The sequence below is a fragment of the Demequina mangrovi genome (genome assembly GCF_000759715.1).
Classification (GTDB): Bacteria; Actinomycetota; Actinomycetes; order Actinomycetales; family Demequinaceae; genus Demequina; species Demequina mangrovi.
In genome coordinates, this window is the sequence record NZ_BBLU01000016.1 from 30,117 (window position 1) to 53,729 (window position 23,613).

Consider the following 23,613-nt stretch of genomic DNA (forward strand, 5'->3'; position numbering starts at 1 on the left):
GGAATCACATCACCCGGGTGCGACATCGTGCCTCAGGAGGTCGCCGCGTCGGGGAAGGGCCAGGGGTTGACCTTGCACTCCTTGCCCATCGCGGCCTGGTCGACCATGACGTCGGCGCGGCCCGACTCGCATTCCGCGTCCTCCGAGCCGAAGACGTGGCCCACCCCGTGGTTGAGGAGGTAGGCGCGCGCCGCGACGCGCTTCCCGCCGTAGCGTTCGAGGCCGGCGGTCCAGTCGTAGGTCGACACGGGCACGATGCCCGCGCTCGCGCACGCCGGGTCCGACGACTCGGCGTCCTCGGCGGGCGCCGCGCTCGCCGAGGGGGCGGCGCCCTCCGTCTCCGCGGCGGTGTGCACGTCGGAGCACTGCAGCGCGAGCGTGTACGGGCTCGCGAGCACCACCCGCACGTCCGCGGCGCCGTCGGTAAGCACGAACTGGAGGCGACCGGCCGATCCCCATCCGCGCGGATCGTTCAGGGTCTCCATGACGTAGTCCGCGAAGGCGTCGTCGTCGATCGCCACGCCGTCCTCGACGTCGATCCGCACGTAGCGGGTCGGGGCGGCCTCGGCCGAGGCCTCCGCCGACGCGCTCGGGGACGAGGTCGCGGGCGATCCGGTCGCCGGGGAGAAGGTCCCCTCGCCCCGCTCCTCGACCACGGTGGTGATGATCCCTGCGGCCGCATCGTCCTCATCGAGAGGGCGCGTGATCGCCGCCATCTCGGGCAGCGTGACGTCGGGCTCCGGCGTGGCGCTCGGGCTCGCGGAGACGGTCGGCTCGGGCTCGCTCCACGCCCGGTACCAGTCGGGGACCTGGGCCGTCACCCACCCCGCGCCGATGCCGATCGCGAAGCACGCCACGATGGTTCCGAGGGTCACCCGGAGACCGGGAAGGGCGATTCCCCTGCCCGCGAACAGGCCTCCGGACCGCCGACTCATCGCCCTAGGATAAGGGCGAACACCCCCTGGGCTGAGCATTGGAGGCTGCCGTGGAGATTCGGATCGGCGTGCAGAACGTGTCCCGCGAGATCGCGATCGACACCGATATGAGCGCGGACGCGGTCACGAAGGCCGTGGCCACCGCGGTCGGCGGCGGCACGCTCGACATCACCGACGCGAAGGGTCGCCGGGTCATCGTCCCGGGCGCCGCGCTCGGCTACGTCGACATCGGCGAAGAGACCAAGCGCCGCGTCGGCTTCGAGGCGTAGAGACGGAGTCACGAGGGGCCTGCGGCGCATGCCGCGGGCCCCTCGTCGCGTCTCCACGGGGACACGCCCGGACCAGGGGCCCTATCCCTACGGCACCCTGCGCCGGTACACTGTGACGCGACCCGGGGCTGACCGGTCGTCATGTGACACGCGGTACCGCTGCTGACAGCGATGCGCCGCCGAAGAGGATGATTCGCGATCGGCTGCCCGCCTTATCGGCGCGTGAGCGCCCCCGAATCCATCGGAGCACCATGACAGAGACGCACGCCAGCGTGCAGACGCCCGACACCACCTTCGCGGACTACGACGTCGATCACCGCATCGTCGAGGCCCTCGCGGAGAAGGGCATCACCTCCCCCTTCCCGATCCAGGCGATGACCCTCCCGGTCGCGCTGTCGGGCCACGACATCATCGGCCAGGCCAAGACCGGAACCGGCAAGACCCTCGGCTTCGGCATCCCCGCGCTGCAGCGCACCGCCGCCCCCGGCGAGGACGCCTACGAGCTCCTCGGCGACGCCAAGGGCAAGCCGCAGGCGCTCATCGTCGCGCCGACCCGCGAGCTCGCCGTCCAGGTCGCCAACGACCTCGAGGCCGCGTCGCGCAAGCGCGCCGTGCGCATCGTCCAGATCTACGGCGGCCGCGCGTACGAGCCCCAGATCGAGGCCCTCCAGAAGGGCGCGGACGTCATCGTCGGCACCCCCGGCCGCATGATCGACCTGCTCAACCAGGGCCACCTGGACCTGCGCTTCATCAAGACCGTGGTGCTCGACGAGGCCGACGAGATGCTCGACCTGGGCTTCCTCCCCGACGTCGAGCGCCTGCTCGCCGCGACGCCCGCGTCGCGCCACACCATGCTGTTCTCGGCGACGATGCCCGGCGCGGTCGTCGCGCTGGCCCGCCGCTACATGACGCAGCCCACGCACATCCGCGCGGCCGACCCGGACGACGACGGCGCCACCGTCAAGGCCATCAAGCAGGTGGTCTACCGCGCCCACGCGCTCGACAAGGTCGAGGTGCTCGCGCGCCTGCTGCAGGCCAACGGCCGCGGCCTCACGGTGGTGTTCGCCCGCACCAAGCGCACCGCCGCGAAGGTGTCCGACGAGCTGCGCGAGCGCGGCTTCGCCGCCGGCGCGATCCACGGCGACCTGGGCCAGGGCGCCCGCGAGCAGGCGCTCCGCGCCTTCCGCTCGGGCAAGATCGACATCCTGGTCGCGACCGATGTCGCGGCGCGCGGCATCGACGTCACCGACGTCACGCACGTGGTCAACTACCAGTGCCCCGAGGACGAGAAGACGTACCTCCACCGCATCGGCCGTACCGGCCGCGCGGGCAAGACCGGCACCGCCGTGACGTTCGTCGACTGGGACGACGTGCCGCGCTGGTCGCTGATCGACAAGGCGCTGGACCTCGGCTACCCCGAGCCCCAGGAGACGTACTCGAGCTCCCCGCACCTGTTCACGGACCTCGACATCCCCGAGGGCACCAAGGGCCGTCTGCCGCGCGACAAGCGCACCCGCGAGGGTCTCGAGGCGGAGACGCTCGAGGACCTCGGCGAGACCGGCAAGCACACGGGCGGCTCCGGCGGCTCCGGCCGCTCCGGCGGCCAGGGCGGCCGTTCCGGCGGTCGCGGTCAGGGCGGCCGCGGCGGCTCGGGCGAGGGCTCGCGTGAGGGCGGCTCGGGCCGCAGCCGCAACCGTCGCCGCGGAGGCTCCGGCCAGGGCGGCTCGGGCGAGGGCTCGGCGCCGCGAGAGCCGCGTGCCGAGGGCGCCTCGAACGGCCCGACCGGCGAGGGCGAGGCCAAGCCGCGCCGCAGCCGCAACCGCCGTCGCCGCCGCTCGGGCGGCTCGGGCTCGGGCGAGGGCTCGGCGCCCCAGGCGCAGCCGGCCGGCGAGTAAGCACCGTCAGGAGGGCGGGATCCCCACGGGGGTCCCGCCCTTCGTCATGTCCGGGCGGACCCTCCGGCGGGGACGATGCGGCGCCGCGTCAGGCGGAGACGCGGGCCCCGCGCCCGTCGAGGGTGACGACGTCGCCGTGACGCAGCTGCCGCCCGCGGCGAAGGTCGACCTCGCCGTTGACCTCGACGTCGCCCTCGAGGATGGCCTCCTTCGCCTCCCCGCCGGTGTCGACGAGACCGGCGAGCTGGAGGAACTGGCCGAGGCGGATGACGTCGCCCGCGATGGCGACGTCCTCGATGCGGGGCTGACGGGTCATGACCGCATGATAGGTCCCGGCGCCCGCGGACGGCGGCCGGGCCCGGCCTACCCGCGCTGCGCCTCGAGAGCCTCGAAAGCCGCGGGCGACGTGAGGTTCTCGCCCAGCAGGTTGAGCTTCCCCGTCCCGTGATAGTCCGACGAGCCGGTGCGGATCAGCCCGTACCGGTCCGCGAGCGCCGCGAGCCGCGCGCGCGACTCCTCGTCATGGTCGCGGTGGTCGACCTCGAGCCCCGCGAGCCCGGCCTTGGCGAGCGACGCGATCACCGCGTCCGGCACCACGCGGCCGCGCGCGTGGGCGCCCGGGTGCGCGAAGACCGGCACGCCACCGGCTGCGCGGATGGCGCGCACCGCATCGTGCACGTCGGGCGCGTAATGGTGGACGTAGAAGCGCGAGCTGTTGTGGAGGATCGCGTCGAACACCTCGCCGCGCGTCGCGAAGTGGCCGCGCTCGACCAGCGCGTCGGCGATGTGGGGACGCCCCACGGTCGCGGCGTCGCCGGACTGGCGCACCACGTCCTCCCACTCGAGCGTGTACTCGACCGAGATCCGCTCGACCATGCTGCGCGCGCGCCCCACGCGCGCGTCGCGGGTGAGGGCGAGGATCTCGGCGAGCGCCGCATCGTCCGGGCGCGGCCAGAGGGCGAGCATGTGGATCGACACCCACCGGTCCTTCGCGGAGACCTCGATCCCGGGGACGAAGCGCAGGCCCAGGCGGTCCGCCTCGGCCGCCGCCTCCTCCCAGCCATCCGTCGAGTCGTGATCGGTGAGCGCGACCACGTCCAGGCCCGCCGCGGCGGCGTCGCGCATCACCTGGGCCGGCGTGCCGGTGCCGTCGGAGACGTTCGAATGGGTATGGAGGTCGATCCGCACGGGGCCAGCCTAGGCATGCCGGGGTCTTGCGGCACCCGCGCTCGCCCGCCAGGATGGGCGCCATGCCCGCCACCGCATCGGAGACGCCCTCATGACGCTCGTCGAGGGCGTCGCGTGGGCCACCGCGGGGCTCCTCGTCCTCGTCGCGATCTTCCAGGTGGCGCTCGCCGCCGGCGCGCCGTGGGGCGAGGCCGCGTGGGGCGGCACGCACCGCGGCACGCTTCCCGTGCGCCTGCGCGTCGGCAGCGCGTTCTCCGCGCTGGTGCTGTGCGGCATGGCCGCCGCGGTGCTCGCGGGGGCAGGCGTGATCGGTGACGGCCGCACCACCGCGATCACCGTCGTCCTGTGGGTGATCGTCGGCTTCCTCGCCCTCACGATGCTCGGCAACCTGGCCTCGCGCAGCCCTCGCGAGCGCGCGGTCTTCGGCCCGATCAGCTCGCTGCTCCTCGCGGGCGCCGTCATCGTCGCGGTCGCCGGCTGACGCATCGTCCCCCGCCCGGCGGGGAGGGACCAGCGGCGGCATCGGCCGCCCCGACGCCGTGCGACCATTGCCGGGTGAACGACAAGGTTGAGACCAACAAGGCCCGCACCACGCGCCCGGCCACCCAGGAGTTCAAGGACTTCATGGGGCAGCACTGGGCGCCTCACGAGGACGTCGAGGTGACGCGGATCGCCGCCGCGCCCTACGCCGCCGAGCGCCGTGCGCGCCTCAGCGCGATGTTCCCCGGCCAGCGCATCGTGGTGCCCGCGGGCACCCTCAAGACGCGCGCGAACGACACGGACTACCGCTTCCGGCCGAGCAGCGACTTCACCTACCTCACGGGGCTGGGCCTCGACCACGAGCCCGGGGCGCTGCTCATCTTCGAGCCCCTCGAGGGCGCCGAGGGTCACGACGTCACCCTGTACCTGGTGCCGCCGGCGCAGCCCGGCGACGAGGGCTTCTACTCCGACCCGGCCGCGGGCGAGTTCTGGATCGGCCGCCGCAACGGCCTCGCCGAGTTCGAGGCGATGACGGGCATCGCCACCAAGGCGCTGTCGGACCTCCCGCAGGGCGTGCGCACCGCGAACCAGCCCGGCAAGAGCGTCCGCATCGCGCTGTCGGAGATGCGCTTCGTCAAGGACGAGTACGAGATCCAGCAGATCCGCGACGCCGTGAACGCGACCATCGCGGGCTTCGAGCGGGTGATCCCCGAGCTGCCCCGCGCGATCGCGCACAAGCGCGGCGAGCGCGTCATCGAGGCGACCTTCGACGGCCACGCGCGCGAGGAGGGCAACACGGTCGGCTACGAGACCATCGCCGCCGCCGGGCCGCACGCGACGACGCTGCACTGGATCTCGAACACCGGCCAGGTGCGCGAGGGCGACCTGCTGCTGCTCGACGCGGGCGTCGAGGTCGAGAGCCTCTACACCGCCGACATCACGCGCACCCTCCCGATCTCGGGCGAGTACACCGCGCTGCAGCGCCGCGTCTACGAGATCGTGCTCGAGGCCGCCGACGCCGCCTTCGCGATCGTCAAGCCGGGCATCCGCTTCCTCGACGTCCACCTCGCGGCGATGGAGGTCATCGAGAAGCGCCTGAACGAGTGGGGCATCGCGCCCGAGCAGGTCGACCCCGAGTCGAAGCTCTACCGCCGGTGGATGGTCCACGGCACGTGCCACCACCTGGGCCTCGACGTGCACGACTGCGCGGAGGCCAAGCGCGAGCTCTACCTCGAGGGCATCGTCGAGCCGGGCATGGTCTTCACCATCGAGCCCGGCCTGTACTTCCAGGAGGGCGACCTCATCGCCCCCGCGGAGCTGCGCGGCATCGGCGTGCGCATCGAGGACGACATCCTCGTGACCGAGGACGGCGCGGAGAACCTCTCCGCGGCGCTCCCCCGCGACCCCGACGAGGTCGAGGCCTGGATGGCGCGCCTCGCGCGCTGAGCCTTCCGTCCTGACGCGACCGGCGCATCGTCCCTCCGGGGACGATGCGCCGCTTGCGTTCACCCACGTACGTGGGACGATGCTCCCGTGAGCGAGCGAGGACGGCGGGCCGTGCGATGGGCCCTGGTGGCGGTGGTGCTGGCGTTCGTGTTCGCGCCGGTCGGCACGGTCGGGCGGTGCGTCGACTCGGACACGCCGGGCGCGAGCTACTGCGAGAGCGGCCTCGCGTCGCCTCTGATGATGCTCATGGGCACGCACTACCCGACGCCGTAGCCTTCCACCGCTCCGCTGCTGCATGAGTGCACGCAACCGCGCCGGTTCGTGCACCCATGCAGCAGCGGGACCCACGGCCCCGGGCATAGGGTGGCCCGTCTCCGCGTTCCGCCCCCGCCTTCTCCGAAAGAGAGCCCATGCCCGTCTCCCTGTCCCTGCTCGACCTCGCCTTCATCCGACCCGGCGGCAGCGCCGCCGAGAGCCTCGCCCACTCCGTCGAGCTCGCGAGGGCCGCGGAGCGCTCCGGCTACGGGCGCGTCTGGTACGCCGAGCACCACGGGATGCCGACCATCGCCTCGTCCGCGCCCGCGGTGGTGATCGCCCATGTCGCCGCGCACACCTCGACCATCCGCCTGGGCGCCGGCGGCGTGATGCTGCCCCACCACTCGCCCCTGGTGGTCGCCGAGCAGTTCGGGACGCTCGCGGAGCTCCACCCCGGGCGCATCGACCTGGGCCTCGGACGCGCGCCCGGCGGCGACCGGAGCGTCTACGACGCGCTGCGCCGCAGCCCCGAGGCCTCGGACCGCTTCCCCGAGGACGTGCGCGAGCTCCGGGGTCTGCTGGCCGGCGAGCGTCGCCTCGACGGGATCACCGCGACGCCGGGCGCGGGGACCAACGTGCCGCTGTACGTGCTCGGCTCGTCGCTGTTCGGTGCGCAGCTCGCGGCGGGCCTCGGCCTGCCCTACGCGTTCGCCTCGCACTTCGCGCCGCAGGCGCTCGAGCAGGCCGTCGCGCTCTACCGCGGCACGTACCAGCCGTCCGAGGCCCAACCCGAGCCGTACGTGATCGCGGGCGTCAACGTCATCGCGGCCGAGGAGGAGGACCAGGCGCAGGCGGAGCTCGCCGATGCCCGCCGCTACCGCGTGCGCGCCCTGCTCAAGCGCGGTCCCGCTGCTGTCGAGCACTCGGATGCCGAGATCGACGCGTTCCTCACCACCCCTCAGGGCGCCGGGATCGCCGCCATGATGTCGAAGGCCGCCGTGGGCACCCCGGAGCAGGTGCGTGCCGGGCTGGAGTCCTTCGCCGCGGAGGCGCGCGCCGACGAGCTCATCACCGTGCACCCGTCCCTGGAGCCCGAGGCGCGGATTCGCTCGGTCGAGCTCGCGGGCGCAGCGGTCGCCTGACTCCCGTCGATTCCCAATGGAGGATGTGCACGGTGGGACGGCTGAGACCGCTGTGCCGACGCATCGTCCCCACGAACCCCACGCGTCACATGGTTCATTGGGAATCGGAGGGGGTCAGGCCGCGCGGGCCGCGAGGGTCTTGATCCCGAGACGCATCTGCTCGGGCGGCAGGTAGAAGGGCAGCCGGAAGCGATCGGCGCCCCCTCCCGGGAGCACGCTGAACGCGGCGCCGGGGACCACGGGCACGCCCGCGCGCTCGGCACGCTCGGCGAAGCGCTCGGCCGAGACCCCGGGGGTCCGCACCCAGAGGGACGGCCCTCCGGCGGGCTCGCACACCTCCCAGTCGAGCCCGGCGTCCGCGATCGCCGCACGGGTCGCCGCGAGCGACTCGCGCAGCGACGCGAGACGCCAGGCGACGGACTCGTCGTAGCGCTCGCGCAGCAGCACCGCGCCGATGCGCTGGAACAGCGCGGGGCTGCCGAGGTCCATCGCCGCGCGGCGGTGGCGCAGCTGGGCGGCGAGCGTCGCGTTGGTGTGGAGCCAGCCGATCCGCAGCCCGCCCCAGAACACCTTCGACATCCCTCCGACCGTGATGACCGAGGCGCGGGTGCCGAGCGCGGCGAAGGGGCGCGGCGGGTTGCCGTCGTGGGCGAGCTCGCCCAGCGTGCGGTCGTCGATCACCGTGGTCCCGGACGCCGCCGCGGCCTCGAGGAGCGCGATCGCATCGGCCTCCGCCACGGCCGTGCCGGTGGGGTTGTTGAACGTGGTGAGGTACGCGAGGTCGGGCTCGGCCGCGCGCAGCAGCTTGGCCGCGCCCGCGACGTCGAGCCCCGCGTCCGTCATCGGCAGCGCGAGCGGGCGCGAGCCGGCCGCCGCGATCGCGTCGAAGATCCCGGGATAGGTGATCGACTCGAGCGCGACCGGGGTGGAGGAGCTCGCGAGCGCGGTCACGGCGAGCCACAGCGCCTGCTGCGCGCCGGACGTGATGACCACCTCGTCGGCGCGCGCGGGCACGCCCTGCGCGCGCAGGCGGTCCGTGACCGCGAGGGTGAGGTCGCGGTCTCCGAGCGCCGCGTAGCCGTTGCCCAGCGCGGCGACCCCCTCGAGCAGCTCCTCGGGACGCGCGAGCGCCTCGGAGACCGCGGGGACGGGCGGAGGCGACGCGGTGTTGAGCGCGACCAGCGGCGGGTCCTGGCCCACGAGGATGCGCGAGAAGCGGTCGTGGGCGGTGAGCGCGGAGACGCCGCGCGAGCGCATCCCGAGGCGCGGCGCGGTCCCGGGCGACGCCTCGAGCCAGCCCTGATCGCGCAGCCGCTGGTACGCCGCGGTGACGGTGTTGCGCGACAGGTGGAGCTGCGTGGCCAGCGCGCGCTCCGACGGCAGGCGTGCGCCGTGCTCGAGCGACCCGGCCTCCGCGAGGGAGACGATCGCGTCGGCGAGCTGCTGGTAGAGCGGTCCGGTGCCCGACTTCCAGTGGTCGAGCACCCCGCTGAGCTGATCCGCCGTGGTGCGCACGGGCCCATCCCACCATAGAACTGGCACCTGGATGCAAGTGCCAGGCCGGGCATCGTCCCACCTCCCAGGAACGACGTACGGGGCGGGATACCCTGAGCCCATGAGCACCGCACTCGACCGCGTGTACATCGCGCGCCTCGCGGGCACGTCCGTCTTCGACCCCATCGGCGATGAGGTGGGCCGCGTCCGCGACGTCGTCGTCGTGATCCGCCGCACCGGCGGCACCCCGCCCACCGCGGTGGGGCTCGTGGTCGAGGTCCCCGGCCGCAGGCGCGTCTTCATGCCCCTCACCCGCGTCACCGCGATCAACCCCGGTCAGGTCATCTGCACCGGTGTGGTCAACCTGCGCCGCTTCAAGGCCCGCCCCGGCGAGACCCTCGCCATCGCGGAGCTGTTCGAGCGCTCGGTGAAGCTCAAGGAGGACCGCAGCACCGCGTACATCGAGGACATCGCGATCGAGCAGGACCGCACGCGCACCTGGCGCCTCGCGAAGCTCTACGTGCGCCGCGCCGAGCGCCGCAAGGGCGTGCTGGGCTTCTCCCGCCGGGGCGAGGCCCTCGTGGTGGACGTCGACCAGGTCACGGGCCTGTCCATCCGCGACAAGAACCAGGGCGCGTCGCTGGTGATCGAGGCCTTCGAGGACCACAAGCCCGCGGACCTCGCGGCGGCGCTCATGGAGATGTCGCCGTCGCGCTCCGCCGAGATCGCCGCGGCGCTCGACGACGAGCGGCTCGCCGACGTGCTCGAGGAGCTGCCGGAGGAGGACCAGATCGTCCTGCTGTCGACGCTGCGCTCCGAGCGCGCCGCCGACGTGCTCGAGGCGATGGACCCGGACGATGCGGCCGACCTCCTGGGCGACCTGCCCGCCCCGCAGGCCGCGGCCCTGCTCGAGCTGATGGAGCCCGAGGACGCGCGCAACGTCGAGCAGCTGCTCGGCTACGAGGACGACTCGGCGGGCGGTCTCATGACCACCGAGCCGGTCATCGTGGGCCCGGAGACCTCGGTCGCCACCTGCCTCGCGCTCGTGCGCAAGAACGAGCTGCCGCCGGCGCTCGCCTCGATGGTCTTCGTGGTGCGCCCGCCGCTCGAGACGCCCACCGGCCGGTACATCGGCCTGGTCCACATCCAGAGGCTGCTGCGCGAACCCCCGCACGAGGCCATCGGCTCGTTCGTGGACCCGGCGATCGACGCGCTGCACCCGGGCGACCACCTGTCGATCGTCGCGCGCCGCATGGCGGCCTACGACATCCTCGCCCTGCCCGTGGTGAACGACGACCACCGCCTGGTCGGCGCGATCTCCATCGACGACGTCCTCGACCACCTGCTCCCCAGCGACTGGCGCGAGCACCTGGACGAGGACGAGCCCGACGTCTCCCCCGCGAAGGGAGCGCGCCGTGGCTGACCGTCTCGACCGCCCCAAGGGCGTGGAGCGCGGCGTCTTCCGCCGCCGCTCGACCAACCCCGACCGCGCCGGCGTCATCGTCGAGGGCATCGCCCGCTTCCTCGGCACGCCGCGCTTCCTCGTCTACCTCACCGTCTTCTGCCTCGCGTGGCTCGCGTGGAACATCTGGGCGCCCGAGAGCATGCGCTTCGATTCCGCGGCCAACGGCTTCACCGCGCTCACGCTCATGCTGTCGCTGCAGGCCTCGTACGCCGCGCCGCTCATCCTGCTCGCGCAGAACCGCCAGGACGACCGCGACCGCGTGGCCGCCGAGCAGGACCGCCAGCAGGCCGCACGCTCGCTCGCGGACACCGAGTACCTCGCCCGCGAGGTCGCCGCGCTCCGGCAGTCCCTCGGCGAGACCGCGACGCGCGACTTCGTCCGCTCCGAGCTCCGCTCGCTCCTCGAGGAGCTGCGCGCCATGGACGAGGACGAGGCCGACGAGCACGGCGACGAGCCCCCGAGGGACGAGCAGCGCCGCCCGGCGCGCCGCAGCCGCTGAGCACCGCATCGTCCCCGCGCGGGCGGCCCTCGCCGAGCGCCTACGATTGACCGCATGCCTACCGTCGAGCTCATCCACGACGCCCTCGCGAAGGTCATCGACCCCGAGATCCGCCGCCCCATCACCGAGATCGGCATGGTCCGCTCGGTCGATGTCGACGGCTCGCTCGCGGTGGTCGGCATCGATCTCACCACGCAGGGCTGTCCGATGCGCGAGCGCATCACCACGGACGTCGAGGCGGCCGCGCTGACGGTCGACGGGGTCGACGATGTGCGCATCGAGCTGGGCGTGATGTCCGAGGAGCAGCGCCTCGAGCTGCGCTCCAAGCTCCGCGGCGGCAAGCCCGAGCCCGTCATCCAGTTCACGCAGCCCGGCAACATGACGCGTATCTACGCGGTCGCGTCGGGCAAGGGCGGCGTGGGCAAGTCGACGGTGACGGCGAACCTCGCCGCCGCGATGGCGCAGGACGGTCTCAAGGTCGGCGTGCTGGACGCGGACATCTTCGGCTTCTCCATCCCCGGGATGCTCGGGGTGCAGGGCCAGCCCACCCGCCTCGACGACATGCTGCTGCCGCCCATCGCGCACGAGGTCAAGGCGGTGTCGATCGGCATGTTCGTGCCCGAGGGCCAGCCGGTCGTGTGGCGCGGGCCGATGCTCCACCGCGCGATCGAGCAGTTCCTCGCCGACGTGTTCTGGGGCGACCTCGACGTGCTGCTGCTCGACCTCCCGCCTGGGACCGGCGACATCGCGATCTCCGTCGCGCAGTTGCTCCCCCACGCCGAGATCCTCGTGGTGACCACGCCGCAGGCCGCGGCCGCGGGCGTCGCCGAGCGCGCCGGCGCGATCGCCACGCAGACCTCGCAGTCCGTGGTCGGCGTGGTCGAGAACATGGCGTGGCTCGAGCAGGCCGACGGCTCGCGGCTCGAGGTGTTCGGCTCGGGCGGCGGGGCCACCGTGGCCTCCCGGCTGTCGAGCGTGCTCGGCACCGACGTGCCGCTGCTGGGCCAGATCCCGCTCGACATCACCGCGCGCGAGGCCGGCGACAACGGCACGCCCGTGGTCGTCTCGGACCCGGGCTCGCCGGCGGCCGAGGCGCTGCGGTCCGTCGCGCGCGGCCTCACCTCGCGCCAGCGCGGCCTCGCGGGCCGCTCGCTGGGCGTCACCCCCGTCAAGCGCTGACCCCCTCGCGGCCGGGACGCTCACCTGGCCTTTCGGGCGCGATCCGCCTCACGCGGGACGCTCACCTGCGCTTCGGGACACTGAGTACTGGTCCCGGCGCGGTCGGCGACCGCGGCGGGACGGTGAGTACCGGTCCCGGCGCGTCGAGTCCTGCGCGCCGGGTCAGTCGCGGTCGCGCGCGCCCCAGCCGACGATGATCGCCGCGATCAGCCCGCACAGCAGGCCCCCGGTCGAGACGGGCGGGCTCGCGAGCGCGGCGAGGAACGCGTCGTCGAAGCTGGGGCCGATGTCCGCGATCTGCGCGACGATGCCGCTCGACCCGACGCCGTTGAGGGTGCCGGTCACGCCCATGACGTGGATGCCGAGCAGCGTCGCGAGGAAGGCGATCCCCTGCGCCATGAGGCCGCGGTCGTGCGACAGGTAGCGCGTGGTGAAGCCGACCGCCGCGGTGAGCAGCAGGCCGAGCACCAGGCTCGCGTAGAGGTTCGGGCTGCCCGGCACCAGCACCGCGAGGAGCAGCGCCACCGCGAGCGCGACGCCGAGGGACGCTGCGAGCGGGCCGGTCCGGTTGCGGCGCACGCGCTCAAGGGCGGACGGCGGAACGGACGATGCGGCGGGCTCCTGGTGGGACATGGCGGCAGGATCCGGCTCGGATCCTGCACTCATGTCCCGCTGGGGCTCAGCAGCGGGCTCGGCAGCGGGCGCAGACGCAGGCTCGGCAGCGGGCGCAGACGCAGGCTCGGGAGCGGGCTCGGACGCATCGTTCTGCTTGGCCATCGGGACCTCCTCGACGTGACCCTCGCATTGTGGCACGGCCGCATGGGCGACCGGACGAGCCTCCTGGCATGATGGCGAGTGTGACCGCCGTCCCCCGCGAGGACGCGCCGCTCTGGCTCCGGCCGTGGAGCCTGGATGAGGGCGCGGATCGCGCGCGCGGGCTCTTCGCGGAGACCTTCGAGGGCGAGCCCGACGCCGTGGCGTCGGCACCGGGGCGTCTCACCGTGATCGGGGACCACACCGACTACAGCGGCGGCCTCACGCTCGCGACGGTGACGCCGCATCGCACCTTCGTCGCCGCCCGCCGTCGCGACGACGAGGCGATCCGCGTGGTCGCCACCCGCGGCGACCTGGTCGACGGGCCGAGCACCCGCTGGGAGGGGGCGCTCAGCGCGCTGACCCCGGGCGACGACGGCTGGCCCTCGCGCGTCGCCGGCATCGTCTGGGCGCTCGCCGAACGCGGCTACCCCGTCACGGGGCTCGACATCGCGGTCGACTCGTGCGTGCCGCTCGGCACGGGTCTGGGCTCCTCGGTCGCGCTCACCGCCGCGGTCGGGCGCGTGCTCGACGCGGCGTGGGGGCTCGCGCTCGACACCGAGGACGGCGCGGTCGAGCTCGCCGAGGCCTGCTTCGAGGCCGAGAGCGCGTACGTCGGATTCCCGTGCGGGCGGCTCGACCCCCACACCGCGCTGCGATGCGAGGACGGCGAGGCGGTCCTGCTCGACTTCTCCGAGGTGCCGCCGCAACTTACCCGCTACCCGCTCTACTTCCACGAGTACGGGCTGCGGCTCCTCCTCATCGACACGGGGCCGCGGCGCGAGGGATGGCGCGACGCGTACGCCCGCCGCAGCCGCGCCGCCGCCCGCGCGGCCGCGGAGCTGGGCCTGCCCTCCCTGCGCGAGCTCAAGCACGATGAGGCCCTCGCCCGGGTCGCCGCGCTCGAGGACACCCCCACGCGCATCCGCGCCCGGCACATCGTCAGCGAGAGCATGCGGGTGCGCGACACGGTCGCGGCCCTGTCGGGGCTGGGACCCGCGCACGACCGCTTCACCGAGATCGGCGCGCTCATGCTCGCCTCGCACCGGTCGCTGAGCTCGGACTACCGCGTGAGCACGCCGGAGCTCGATCTCGCGGTCGACTCGGCCTTCGCCGCGGGCGCCCTCGGGGCGCGCCTCGCGGGCGCGGGCTTCGGCGGGTGCGCCGTCGCCCTCGTCCGGACGACCGCGCTCGACCGTGTGGCCGAGCGCGTCGACGCGGACTTCACCGCGCGCGGGTACCCGCGCCCGGCCTTCCTCCAGGTGTGACTACAGCGCGTAGTCGACCACGAGCGGCGCGTGGTCGGTCCAGCGAGCGTCCCACGACGCCTGACGGTCGACGCGCACCGCGATGGCCTTCGCCGCGAGCTGCGGGCTCGCGTACTGATAGTCGATGCGCCAGCCGGCGTCGTTGTCGAAGGCCTGGCCGCGCATCGACCACCACGTGTACGGGCCGGGCTTGGCACCCTCGAGCGAGCGGTGGACGTCGACCCAGCCGGCGTCGACCCAGCGGTCCTGGTAGGCGCGCTCCTCGGGCAGGAAGCCCGCGGACTTGAGGTTGCCCTTCCAGTTCTTGATGTCGTTCTCGGTGTGGGCGATGTTGATGTCACCCATCACCACCACGCGGTCGAACTCCTCGCGCAGCACCGCGAGACGGTCGGTCATCGCGTCGAGCATCGCGTACTTGTCGTCCATCTTGGGGGTGCCCGCGGTGCCGGAGTGCATGTAGACGGAGACGATGCGCACGGGACCGGACGGCGACTCGACCGTCGCCTCGATCCAGCGACCGGTGTGGACGGGCTCGTCCATGGTGCCGCCGAGCGCGTCGACACCCGCGAGCACATCGGTCAGCGGGGCGCGCGAGGCGATCGCGACGCCCGCGCGGCCCTTGATCTCGCAGGCCTGCTCGACCACGTGCCACTCGTCGCCGATGAGGCCGGCGGTGATCTCGAGGGGCGCGCGGACCTCCTGGAGGCAGATGACGTCGCACTCGGACTCGGCGATCCAGTCGTGCATGCCCTTCTTGGCGGCGGCACGCACGCCGTTGACGTTGACGGAAGCGATTCTCATGGCGACAACCGTACCTGCGGCCGCCGACGCCGAGAGCCCGCCGCCGAGAGCCCGCCGCCGGTGCGCCCGGCCGCCGACGCATCCCCCGGCCGGCCCCGATCCGCCGTCGCCACCGGCACGCATGTCGGAGCGAGCGCGGGCCGTTCCGACGCGACGGTCGCGACCGGCACGGCTGTCGGACCGGCGCAGCGGCGGTCCGACATGCGGGTGGGCGGGGTGGGCAGGGCGAGCCGGGACCTAGGTGCGCCGCAGGAGGCACCGACGCTGAGGGCCCGCCCGGAACGATCCGGACGGGCCCTCGATGCAGCACTGTGGTGCAGCGTCAGCCGAGCGCGCGCTCCGCGCTCTCGACCACGTTCGCGAGCAGCATCGCGCGGGTCATCGGACCCACGCCGCCCGGGTTGGGCGAGTACCAGGAGGCCTTGGCCCGCGCATCGGCCGCGATGTCGCCGGCCACCTTCGACTTGCCGGTCTCCGGGTCGGTGACGCGCGAGACGCCCACGTCGACCAGCACCACGCCGTCCTTGACCATGTCGGCGGAGACGATGCCCGGCACGCCGGCGGCGGCGATCACCACATCGGCGTTGCGCGTGTGGGCGGCGAGGTCCGCGGTGCCGGTGTGGCACAGCGTCACGGTCGCGTTGACGTCCTTGCGCGTGAGCAGCAGCCCGATCGAGCGCCCGACGGTGGTGCCGCGGCCCACGACCACGACCTCCTTGCCCCGCAGGTCCACCCCGTGCCGCGCGAGCAGCTCGATGATGCCCTTGGGCGTGCACGGCAGGCTCGACTCCACCGGCTCCGAGATGCGCAGCACCAGGCGGCCCAGGTTGGTCGGGTGCAGCCCGTCGGCGTCCTTGTCGGGGTCGATGAGCTCCAGCACGCGGTTGGTGTCGATGCCCTCAGGGAGCGGGAGCTGCACGATGAAGCCGGTGCACGCAGGGTCGGCGTTGAGGCGCGCCACGGCGGCCTCGATCTCCTCCTGCGTCGCGGTCTCGGGCAGGTCCTCCCGGATGGAGGCGATGCCCACCTCGGCGCAGTCGGCGTGCTTGCCGTTGACGTACCAGGTGGAACCCGGGTCCGAGCCGACCAGAAGCGTGCCGAGGCCGGGCGTCACGCCGCGCGAGCGCAGCGCGTCGACCCGGTCCTTCAGCTCGCCCTTGATGGCGGCCGCGGTGGCCTTGCCGTCGAGGACCTGCGGCCCGGAGGCGGCGGGAGCCGTCACTGGGCGAGGCCCTCGTACAGCGGGAACTCGTCGGCCAGCTTCGCGACGCGGGCGCGGAGGGCCGGGATGTCGGCGCCGCCCTTGAATGCCGTGGCGATGACGTCGGCGACCTCGGTGAACTCCTCGGCGCCGAAGCCGCGCGACGCGAGCGCCGCGGTGCCGATGCGCACGCCCGAGGTGACCATCGGCGGGCGGGGGTCGAACGGGACGGCGTTGCGGTTGACGGTGATGCCGACCTCGTGGAGGAGGTCCTCGGCCTGCTGGCCGTCGAGCGGCGAGTTGCGGAGGTCCGCGAGCACGAGGTGCACGTCGGTGCCCCCGGTCACGACGTTCACACCGGCCTCGATGGCGTCGGGCGACGTGAGGCGCTCGGCGATGATACGGGCGCCCTCGAGGACGCGCTCCTGGCGCTCCTTGAACTCCTCGCCCGCGGCGGCCTTGAGCGCGACCGCCTTCGCGGCGATGACGTGCATGAGCGGGCCGCCCTGCTGGCCCGGGAACACGGCCGAGTTGAGCTTCTTCGCGAGCGCGGTGTCGCGCGACACGATCATGCCGGAGCGGGGGCCGCCGATGGTCTTGTGGATTGTGGTCGAGACCACGTCCGAGTACGGCACGGGCGACGGGTGCAGGCCCGCGGCCACGAGGCCGGCGAAGTGCGCCATGTCGGTCCACAGCTTGGCGCCGACCTCGTCGGCGATCGAGCGGAACGCCTCGAAGTCGAGGTGACGGGGGTACGCCGACCAGCCCGCGATGATGACGTCGGGACGCTCGGCCAGGGCCTGCTCGCGCACCTGCTCCATCTCGATGCGGTGCGTCTGCTCGTCGAGGCCGTAGGCCGCGACGTCGTAGAGCTTGCCGGAGAAGTTGAGCTTCATGCCGTGCGTGAGGTGGCCGCCGTGCGCGAGCGAGAGGCCCATGATCTTGTCGCCGGCGTTGATGAGCGCGTGCAGCACCGCAGCGTTGGCGGTCGCGCCCGAGTGCGGCTGGACGTTCGCGTACTCGGCGCCGAACAGCGACTTGGCGCGCTCGATCGCGATGGTCTCCGCGACGTCGACCTCCTCGCAGCCGCCGTAGTAGCGGCGGCCGGGGTAGCCCTCGGCGTACTTGTTGGTGAGCACCGAGCCCTGGGCCTGCAGCACGGAGCGCGGCACGAAGTTCTCGGACGCGATCATCTCGAGGTAGTTGCGCTGGCGGTCGAGCTCGCGGTCGAGCACCTGCGCGATCTCGGGGTCGAAGTCCTGCAGGGTGGCGTTCATCACCGCTGCGGTGGCGCTGGAGTCGGTCGTCATGACTGTCCTTGTCCTGTCCGCCGGCGAGGTCGCCGGCAAGTAGCTTCCGGTGACCAGTGGCCCAGGCGTGCGACCAGCAGTCGAGAGATCTCCTTGCCGCTCCCCGTGGGTGAGCCCACTGCGCCAGTTGCGGCAGGCCCGAGTCTAGCAACGGACGCGCGATGCGCCAGGTGTCAGCGCGAAGCCGGGCCGCGGTCGGGGACGACGGCGTCGCCGGGAGCATCGTCCTCGGTCGCGCGGACGATGCTGTCGCTCACCCTGCGCTCCATCGCGGCGGACAGCCTGCTGCCGTGCGCGCCGCCGATGCGATCGCGGATGCGGTCCCAACGCCGCTGGTAGACCTCGGAGTAGCGGCGCCGTGCGCGCGCCATCTTCTTGTCCTTGTAGAACCGTCGCGCCCAGTAGGACGTGGGCTTGGCGAGCCGGATCGCGCAGACGAGCGAGACGATCGGGATGACGATGCCGATGAGCCCGAGCACCCGCTTGCCCTTGAGGAACGCGAGGACCACCACGGCGAAGTGGAGCGCAAGCGCGAGCGCGAAGGCCCACGCCGAGCTCTGCTCGGACGGGTCCACCCCGACCGGCGAGGAGCCGAGCAGCAGCCCGAGCGCGAGCACCGAGGCGATGAGGATCGCGTCGATCGACTTGCGGCCCTCCGCGGACCAGTAGACGTCCTCGAGATGGAGCCACAGGGCGAACTCGTCGAGCGCGAGCGCCGCGCCGGCGCCGAAGAACGCGGCCAGCACCTCGGCCCACGGCGACGCCGGGGAGAAGCGGAACTCGAGCACGCCCGTCAGCAGCACGAGCAGGATGCCCCACACCTGGTGATGCACGTGCACGCCGCCGAGGTGGATGTTCGACAGCAGGCCGCCCTCCGACGAGGCCTCGACCTCGCCGCGGGCGACCGCCTGCTCGCGCGCCCGGATCCGTCGCGTGACGCCGCGCGTGATGGCGAAGGTCACCAGGAAGCCGATGAGCAGCCACAGGGTCGGGCCGCGTCCCGGCTCGACGATGTAGGTGTCGTACCAGGCCATCGCCCCTCCCCCGTCGGCTCAGGCGGCCCTTGCGTCAGCCGTCGCTGCGCGCCGCGCCGTCCTCGACGTCGTCCTCGTCGTCGATGATGGCGCCGGCCTCGAGCACCTTGCGCAGGTACGCGTACGTGAGGTCGCCCGCGACCTGGTCGAACTGGTGCTCGTAGCCGGCCTTGTTGTACATCGCGATGTTGTGCTTGGAGTTCTGGCCGGTGAAGACCCAGACCTCCTTGGTGTCCTCGGGTAGGTAGCCGAGCACACCGAAGAGCAGCTGCGTGCCGATGCCCTGGCCCTGCTGGTCGGGCGCGACCGCGAGGCGGCCGATGGTCGCCTTGCCGTCCTCGATGCCCACCCGGATCGAGCCGATGAGGCGGTGGCCCATCCACGCGCCCAGCGTGACGACGTCGTCGTCCTGGAGGTCGACCACCAGCTCCTCGAGCGTCTGCGTGAGCGCCGGGATGTTGGGGTCGTTGAAGATCTGCGCCTCCGAGACGAACGCGGCGCGCCTCAACGTGAGGAGCTCGCCGGCATCCGGGGTGCCCACGACATCGATACGGATCTGATCGCCCTCGCTCATGGCTCCATCCTGGCATGACGAGGCCCCCGCCACGCACTGTCACGCCGTCGGGGGTGATCAACGTCATTCCCGCTAATCTTGTGCGTCATGACCGCCGCATCGTCCTGGGTCCTCAGCCTCTCCTGCCCCGACCGCCCCGGCATCGTCCACGCGGTGACGGGCGTGCTCGCGGAGCACGACGGCAACATCACCGAGTCGCAGCAGTTCGGCGACCCGGACACGGGCCTGTTCTTCATGCGCGTCGAGTTCGCGTCGGCGGCGCCGCTCGCGGAGCTCGAGGCGGCGGTGGCGGGGATCGCCGGCCGCTTCGAGATGACGTGGAACCTCGACGTCGCCGGGCGCCGGATGCGCACGATCGTCATGGTGTCCAAGACCGCGCACTGCGTGAACGACCTCCTGTTCCGTGAGCGCGCGAAGACCCTGCCCGTCGACATCGTGGGCGTCGTGGGCAACCACGAGACCCTGCGCGAGCTCGCGGAGTTCTACGGCAAGCCGTTCCACCACATCCCGGTGACGGCGGACACCAAGGCCGAGGCGGAGGCCGCGCTGCTGGCCCTGGTCGAGGAGCTCGACGCGGAGCTGGTGGTGCTCGCGCGCTACATGCAGATCCTGTCCCCCGAGCTCTCGGACGCCCTGCGCGGGCGGATCATCAACATCCACCACTCGTTCCTGCCGAGCTTCAAGGGCGCGCGCCCCTACTTCCAGGCGCACGACCGCGGCGTCAAGCTCATCGGCGCTACCGCGCACTACGTCACGAGCGACCTCGACGAGGGCCCGATCATCGAGCAGGACGTCGAGCGCGTCGACCACACGTTCACGCCCGAGGCGCTCACCGCGATCGGCGCGGACGTCGAGCGGCGCGCTCTCGCCCGCGCGGTCCGCTGGCACGCGGAGCACCGGGTGCTGCTCGACGGCCACCGGACCATCGTCTTCAAGTAGGCCCCCGGCCCCGCGCCTCCACCACGCAGCGCTCGTCACGAGCCGCTGAGTCGAGGAACCGGCGACGCGACACGCCGCCGATACGCCGGGGACTGTGCGGCGCGGCCGCGAAAGTGTGACGGAACCGCGCTCGCTCGACCTGGCCGAGCAGCGCACTGAATAGTTCCGAAGCACGGTGCCAATACTGGCGTCATGCCTGATGACGCCGCTAGCCTCGGAATCAGCGCCGCGCCCGCGCCGCCAATCGATTCTGCTGGGGGGAACCATGCCTGCATTCGAACTACATAGTCTTCACGCGCTCGACTCCGGGTACGGCGGAGACCTGGACCAGTGGATGGCCGAGGTCCGCCAGCGGCCCGAACCCGTCGTCACGATCGCGCGCACGACTTGGCCCCTCGAGGAGAACCGCTACCGGACGTTCCCGCAGTACCTCGACGATCTCAAGTACCACGAGCTCCCCAGGATGGAGATCGCCGTCGCGACATGGCTCCTGGAGAGTTCCAAGTATCGGCCGTTCCCGCAATACGTCGAGGACCTCAAGTACCGGGACATGGTGCTACTCCAACTGGCTCGCGAGGCCTGGTTGGCCGAAGACAGCCGCAATCGCCAGTTTCCGCTGTATGTCGACGACCTCAAGTACACGGATATTCCGCGGCTGATGTTCGCGCTCGAACTCTGGAAGCTCGAGCGGTCGAAGTACCGCACATTCCCGCAGTACGTTGAGGATCTGAAGTATCACGACCTGTCCACGCTCATGCCGCTGAGCACCGAATGGAAGTCCGGCCCCTGCGCGTCGACAACCTTCCCTAGTTTCGTCGACTCGCGACGCTGAACCCCTCGCGGCTCGGGCCGGTCCGCCGTACCGAGCCGCGGGACCTAGCCGAGCGCGAGCACCCGCTCCGGCGTGGTCGACGCCGCCGCCTCCGCCTGCTCGCGCGGCACGCCGGCCTCGACGCACACCTCGACCGCGCGGTCCATGGTGAGCGTGGAGCCCGCGAGGGTGTCCGTCCCGGCCAGCACGGCGCGACCATCGGCCGTGACGTCGACGTCCAGCCCGCCCAGGTCGTAGCGGCCGGGGGACGATGCGGCGGCCGCCATGGCGTCCGTCACGAGCACGATGCGCCCCGGCGCGGCGCGGAACAGCGTCGCGAGGTTGGAGCGCGCGACGTGGATGCCGTCGGCGATCACCTCGATCGCGACCCGCGGGTCGTCGAGCGCGGCGCCGAGCGGCCCGGGCTCGCGGCCCGTGATCGCGGGCATCGCGTTGAAGCCGTGCGTGATGAGCGTGGCGCCCGCGTCGAAGGCGGCGCGCGCCTCGGCGGCCGTGCACTCGGTGTGCCCGACGGCCACCACGACCCCCATGTCGATCAGGAGGGAGACCGCCTCGACAGCGCCCGGCAGCTCGGGCGCCATGGTGATCTGGCGCAGCGTCCCGTCGCAGGCCTCGAGGAGGTCGAGGACCGCCTCGCGCGAGGGATGTGCGAGGGCCGCCGGATCGTGCGCCCCCTTGCGCGACGGCGCGAGGAAGGGCCCCTCGAGGTGGATGCCGAGCAGACCGGCATCGGCCTCCATCGCCTCGCGGATCACGGCGGCCGCGCGCGCGGTCTCCGCGAGCGGAGCCGACACCAGGGACGCCACCACCCGCGCCGTGCCGTGCGCGCGGTGCGCCGCGACCGCCGCGAGCGTGCCCTCGACGGTGCCGCCGAAGGCATGCCCGCCGCCGCCGTGGCAGTGGATGTCGGTCCAGGGCGCCACGCTCAGATCCCCTGCCACTCGGGCTTGTGATCCTGCGCCCACCGGTAGTAGTCGGCGAAGCGCAGCTGCGAGGCGGCGCCCTCGTCCACCACGACGGTGACGCGCGGGTGGAGCTGGATCGCGGAGCCGGGCATCGACGCGGACACCGGTCCCTCGACCGCGGCCGCGAGCGCCTCCGCCTTCGACTCGCCGAACGCGAGCAGCACCAGGTGGCGCGCACGGAGGATGGTGCCGAGCCCCTGCGTGACGCAGTGCACCGGGACGTCGTCGAGCGAGGCGAAGAAGCGCGCGTTGTCGATCCGCGTGCGCTCGGTGAGCGTCTTGACGCGCGTGAGCGAGCCGAACGAGGACCCGGGCTCGTTGAAGCCCAGGTGTCCCGTGCGTCCGATGCCCAGCAGCTGGAGGTCCACGCCTCCATGCTCCTGCAGGGCGGCCTCGTAGCGCTCGCCGGCGGTGCGGATCCCTTCCGCCGAGCCGTCGGGGACGTGCACGCGCGCGGGGTCCAAGCCCAGCGGCTCGGTGACCTCGCGGTCGACCACCGCCCGGTAGCTCTCGGGGTGCCCCGCGGGCAGCCCCACGTACTCGTCGAGCGCGAAGGCGGACATCCGCGTGAAGTCGGTGCCGCGGTCCGCCTCGGCGCGCAGCGCCTCGTAGACCGGCAGCGGCGTGGATCCCGTCGCGACGCCGAGCGTGAACTCGGGACGGGACCGGACCTGCTCCGCGATGTGCGCCGCGACGAACGCGCCCGCCTCGGCGGGGTCCCGCACCACGATCACCTCAGCCACGGCCGCCTCCCAGCATCGCGGCGCCCACGGCGGCGACCGGCAGGTCGAGGCCGAGCGGACGCATGCGTTCGGCGAGCTGAAGCGAGGCGAGGAACGGGCTCGCACCCGCCCACGCGTCGAGGATGCTCGTGGCGCCGTGGATGAGGTCCTCGCCCCACGCGGTCATGCCGCCGCCGACCACCACCTCGTCCACGTCGAGCGTGAGCACGAGCACCCGCACGCACGAGGCGAGCCCGTAGTACGCGCGCCCGCAGATCTCGCGGGCCCTGGCGTCGCCGGCGGCGGCCGCCTCGACCACGTCGGCGGCCGTGGCGCCGTCGACGCCCCACTGCAGCGCGAGGCCCGAGCCGGAGGCGTAGGTCTCGAGGCCGCCGGGCAGCCCGTCGGAGCCCACCGGGCCGGCCGGGTCCACCGAGATGTGCCCGATCTCCCCCGCCGCGCCGCGCGCGCCCCGCCACACCTTGCCGTCGAGGACCAGCCCCGCCGCGAGGCCCGTGCCGAGGTTGAGGTACGCCATCGAGCGGCCCGGGCCGCCCGTGAGCGTCCACGCGCCGAGCGCGGCGACGTTGACGTCGTTGTCGACCAGCGGGCGTCCGCCCCACCCGGCGCCGAACTCCGACGCGAGGTCGAGGCTGTCGACTCCCAGGTTGACCGCGTGGGTGACGATGCCGTCGACCACCGCGCCCGGCGTGCCGATGCCCACCGTGACCTCGTCGGGCCGCACCCCCGCGTCGGCGCACGCGGTGCGCGCGCTCTCGAGGGCGGCCCCGACCACGGCGTCGCCGCCGCGGCCCGAGGGTCGGCGGTGCCGCGCCCGGATGCGGCCGGTCGTGTCCACGACCACGGCATCGGTCTTGGTGCCTCCGATGTCGATTCCCAGATGCAT

The 23,613-nt window shown here is 72.9% G+C and carries 25 protein-coding genes and 1 riboswitch; of the genes, 12 read left to right on the forward strand and 13 right to left on the reverse strand.

Annotation, left to right across the window (positions count from 1 at the left end):
* Positions 1–32: 32 nt before the first annotated feature.
* Positions 33–935 (reverse strand): DUF3152 domain-containing protein, encoded by a 903-nt coding sequence (locus TR42_RS14440; RefSeq protein ID WP_161786645.1) that lies wholly within the window; start codon positions 933–935, stop codon positions 33–35.
* 50 nt (positions 936–985) lie between these two features.
* Here TR42_RS14440 and TR42_RS12060 point away from each other — a divergent pair, with 50 nt between their 5' ends.
* Both TR42_RS12060 and TR42_RS12065 read left to right on the forward strand, forming a co-directional pair.
* Positions 986–1,204 (forward strand): DUF3107 domain-containing protein, encoded by a 219-nt coding sequence (locus TR42_RS12060; protein ID WP_042216212.1) that lies wholly within the window; start codon positions 986–988, stop codon positions 1,202–1,204.
* Positions 1,205–1,455: 251 nt separating this feature from the next.
* Entirely contained in the window at positions 1,456–3,099 is a 1,644-nt protein-coding gene (locus tag TR42_RS12065) for a DEAD/DEAH box helicase (protein WP_042216215.1), read from the forward strand.
* A gap of 88 nt (positions 3,100–3,187) precedes the next feature.
* On the opposite strand, the gene TR42_RS12070 is transcribed toward TR42_RS12065, so the two are convergent.
* Together TR42_RS12070 and TR42_RS12075 are read right to left on the reverse strand one after the other, a co-directional pair.
* Positions 3,188–3,415, reverse strand: a complete 228-nt coding sequence (locus TR42_RS12070; RefSeq protein WP_042216217.1) for an RNA-binding S4 domain-containing protein — start codon at positions 3,413–3,415, stop codon at positions 3,188–3,190.
* A 47-nt stretch (positions 3,416–3,462) separates the two neighbouring features.
* On the reverse strand, positions 3,463–4,287 hold the full coding sequence (locus TR42_RS12075; protein WP_042216221.1) for a PHP domain-containing protein: 825 nt from the start codon (positions 4,285–4,287) through the stop codon (positions 3,463–3,465).
* A gap of 91 nt (positions 4,288–4,378) precedes the next feature.
* On the opposite strand from TR42_RS12075, the gene TR42_RS12080 reads away from it, so the two are divergent.
* The 4 genes from TR42_RS12080 to TR42_RS12095 all read left to right on the forward strand — a co-directional run bounded on the left by TR42_RS12080 (position 4,379) and on the right by TR42_RS12095 (position 7,610).
* The gene (locus TR42_RS12080) at positions 4,379–4,768 is read left to right on the forward strand and encodes a hypothetical protein (RefSeq protein WP_042216223.1); all 390 of its coding nucleotides are present in this window, start codon (positions 4,379–4,381) and stop codon (positions 4,766–4,768) included.
* Positions 4,769–4,842: 74 nt separating this feature from the next.
* Complete coding sequence (locus TR42_RS12085; RefSeq protein WP_042216225.1) at positions 4,843–6,213, forward strand: aminopeptidase P family protein; 1,371 nt, start codon at positions 4,843–4,845, stop codon at positions 6,211–6,213.
* 87 nt (positions 6,214–6,300) lie between these two features.
* Positions 6,301–6,486, forward strand: a complete 186-nt coding sequence (locus TR42_RS12090; protein ID WP_042216227.1) for a hypothetical protein — start codon at positions 6,301–6,303, stop codon at positions 6,484–6,486.
* Positions 6,487–6,623: 137 nt separating this feature from the next.
* Entirely contained in the window at positions 6,624–7,610 is a 987-nt protein-coding gene (locus TR42_RS12095; RefSeq protein WP_042216229.1) for an LLM class flavin-dependent oxidoreductase, read from the forward strand.
* Positions 7,611–7,724: 114 nt separating this feature from the next.
* Here TR42_RS12095 and TR42_RS12100 read toward each other — a convergent pair whose 3' ends face one another.
* The gene (locus tag TR42_RS12100; RefSeq protein ID WP_042216231.1) at positions 7,725–9,125 is read right to left on the reverse strand and encodes an aminotransferase-like domain-containing protein; all 1,401 of its coding nucleotides are present in this window, start codon (positions 9,123–9,125) and stop codon (positions 7,725–7,727) included.
* A 100-nt stretch (positions 9,126–9,225) separates the two neighbouring features.
* Between TR42_RS12100 and TR42_RS12105 the strand changes: the two genes are divergently transcribed.
* The 3 genes from TR42_RS12105 to TR42_RS12115 are packed head-to-tail and all read left to right on the forward strand — an operon-like array spanning position 9,226 to position 12,247.
* Entirely contained in the window at positions 9,226–10,527 is a 1,302-nt protein-coding gene (locus TR42_RS12105) for a magnesium transporter MgtE N-terminal domain-containing protein (RefSeq protein ID WP_042216233.1), read from the forward strand.
* Complete coding sequence (locus TR42_RS12110) at positions 10,520–11,068, forward strand: DUF1003 domain-containing protein (protein ID WP_042216235.1); 549 nt, start codon at positions 10,520–10,522, stop codon at positions 11,066–11,068. The genes TR42_RS12105 and TR42_RS12110 overlap by 8 nt, the downstream gene beginning before the upstream one ends.
* A gap of 54 nt (positions 11,069–11,122) precedes the next feature.
* Positions 11,123–12,247 (forward strand): Mrp/NBP35 family ATP-binding protein, encoded by a 1,125-nt coding sequence (locus tag TR42_RS12115; RefSeq protein ID WP_042216237.1) that lies wholly within the window; start codon positions 11,123–11,125, stop codon positions 12,245–12,247.
* Positions 12,248–12,409: 162 nt separating this feature from the next.
* Here TR42_RS12115 and TR42_RS15065 read toward each other — a convergent pair whose 3' ends face one another.
* Positions 12,410–12,880 carry a hypothetical protein gene (locus TR42_RS15065; protein WP_042216238.1) on the reverse strand — a complete coding sequence of 157 codons (471 nt, stop codon included), beginning with the start codon at positions 12,878–12,880 and terminating at the stop codon, positions 12,410–12,412.
* 224 nt (positions 12,881–13,104) lie between these two features.
* On the opposite strand from TR42_RS15065, the gene TR42_RS12125 reads away from it, so the two are divergent.
* Positions 13,105–14,328: a galactokinase gene (locus TR42_RS12125; protein WP_161786646.1), complete on the forward strand. Its 1,224-nt coding sequence runs from the start codon at positions 13,105–13,107 to the stop codon at positions 14,326–14,328.
* On the opposite strand, the gene TR42_RS12130 is transcribed toward TR42_RS12125, so the two are convergent.
* The 5 genes from TR42_RS12130 to TR42_RS12150 form a co-directional block, all read right to left on the reverse strand.
* Positions 14,329–15,129 (reverse strand): exodeoxyribonuclease III, encoded by an 801-nt coding sequence (locus tag TR42_RS12130; protein ID WP_042216241.1) that lies wholly within the window; start codon positions 15,127–15,129, stop codon positions 14,329–14,331.
* Between the two features lie 322 nt (positions 15,130–15,451).
* Entirely contained in the window at positions 15,452–16,351 is a 900-nt protein-coding gene (locus TR42_RS12135; RefSeq protein ID WP_042216243.1) for a bifunctional methylenetetrahydrofolate dehydrogenase/methenyltetrahydrofolate cyclohydrolase, read from the reverse strand.
* A complete protein-coding gene (gene glyA, locus TR42_RS12140) occupies positions 16,348–17,640 on the reverse strand; it encodes a serine hydroxymethyltransferase (RefSeq protein WP_042216245.1) in 1,293 nt (430 codons plus the stop codon). Before glyA ends, TR42_RS12135 begins: the two co-directional genes overlap by 4 nt.
* Positions 17,641–17,692: 52 nt before the next feature.
* Positions 17,693–17,781: riboswitch (ZMP/ZTP riboswitch) on the reverse strand.
* Between the two features lie 32 nt (positions 17,782–17,813).
* Entirely contained in the window at positions 17,814–18,674 is an 861-nt protein-coding gene (locus TR42_RS12145; RefSeq protein ID WP_052406068.1) for a hypothetical protein, read from the reverse strand.
* A gap of 34 nt (positions 18,675–18,708) precedes the next feature.
* Positions 18,709–19,248 carry a GNAT family N-acetyltransferase gene (locus TR42_RS12150; RefSeq protein ID WP_042216246.1) on the reverse strand — a complete coding sequence of 180 codons (540 nt, stop codon included), beginning with the start codon at positions 19,246–19,248 and terminating at the stop codon, positions 18,709–18,711.
* Positions 19,249–19,335: 87 nt separating this feature from the next.
* Here TR42_RS12150 and purU point away from each other — a divergent pair, with 87 nt between their 5' ends.
* The gene (gene purU / locus TR42_RS12155) at positions 19,336–20,187 is read left to right on the forward strand and encodes a formyltetrahydrofolate deformylase (RefSeq protein WP_042216249.1); all 852 of its coding nucleotides are present in this window, start codon (positions 19,336–19,338) and stop codon (positions 20,185–20,187) included.
* Positions 20,188–20,386: 199 nt separating this feature from the next.
* Positions 20,387–21,019, forward strand: a complete 633-nt coding sequence (locus TR42_RS12160) for a hypothetical protein (protein ID WP_143058907.1) — start codon at positions 20,387–20,389, stop codon at positions 21,017–21,019.
* A gap of 44 nt (positions 21,020–21,063) precedes the next feature.
* Here the strand turns inward: TR42_RS12160 and TR42_RS12165 are convergent, their stop codons facing one another.
* Genes TR42_RS12165 through TR42_RS12175 form a run of 3 tightly spaced genes read right to left on the reverse strand, consistent with a single transcriptional unit; the run spans position 21,064 to position 23,613 of the window.
* Positions 21,064–21,942 (reverse strand): N-acetylglucosamine-6-phosphate deacetylase, encoded by an 879-nt coding sequence (locus TR42_RS12165; RefSeq protein ID WP_236623440.1) that lies wholly within the window; start codon positions 21,940–21,942, stop codon positions 21,064–21,066.
* Positions 21,943–21,944: 2 nt separating this feature from the next.
* A complete protein-coding gene (locus TR42_RS12170) occupies positions 21,945–22,727 on the reverse strand; it encodes a glucosamine-6-phosphate deaminase (protein WP_042216255.1) in 783 nt (260 codons plus the stop codon).
* On the reverse strand, positions 22,720–23,613 hold the full coding sequence (locus TR42_RS12175; protein ID WP_042216257.1) for an ROK family protein: 894 nt from the start codon (positions 23,611–23,613) through the stop codon (positions 22,720–22,722). Before TR42_RS12175 ends, TR42_RS12170 begins: the two co-directional genes overlap by 8 nt.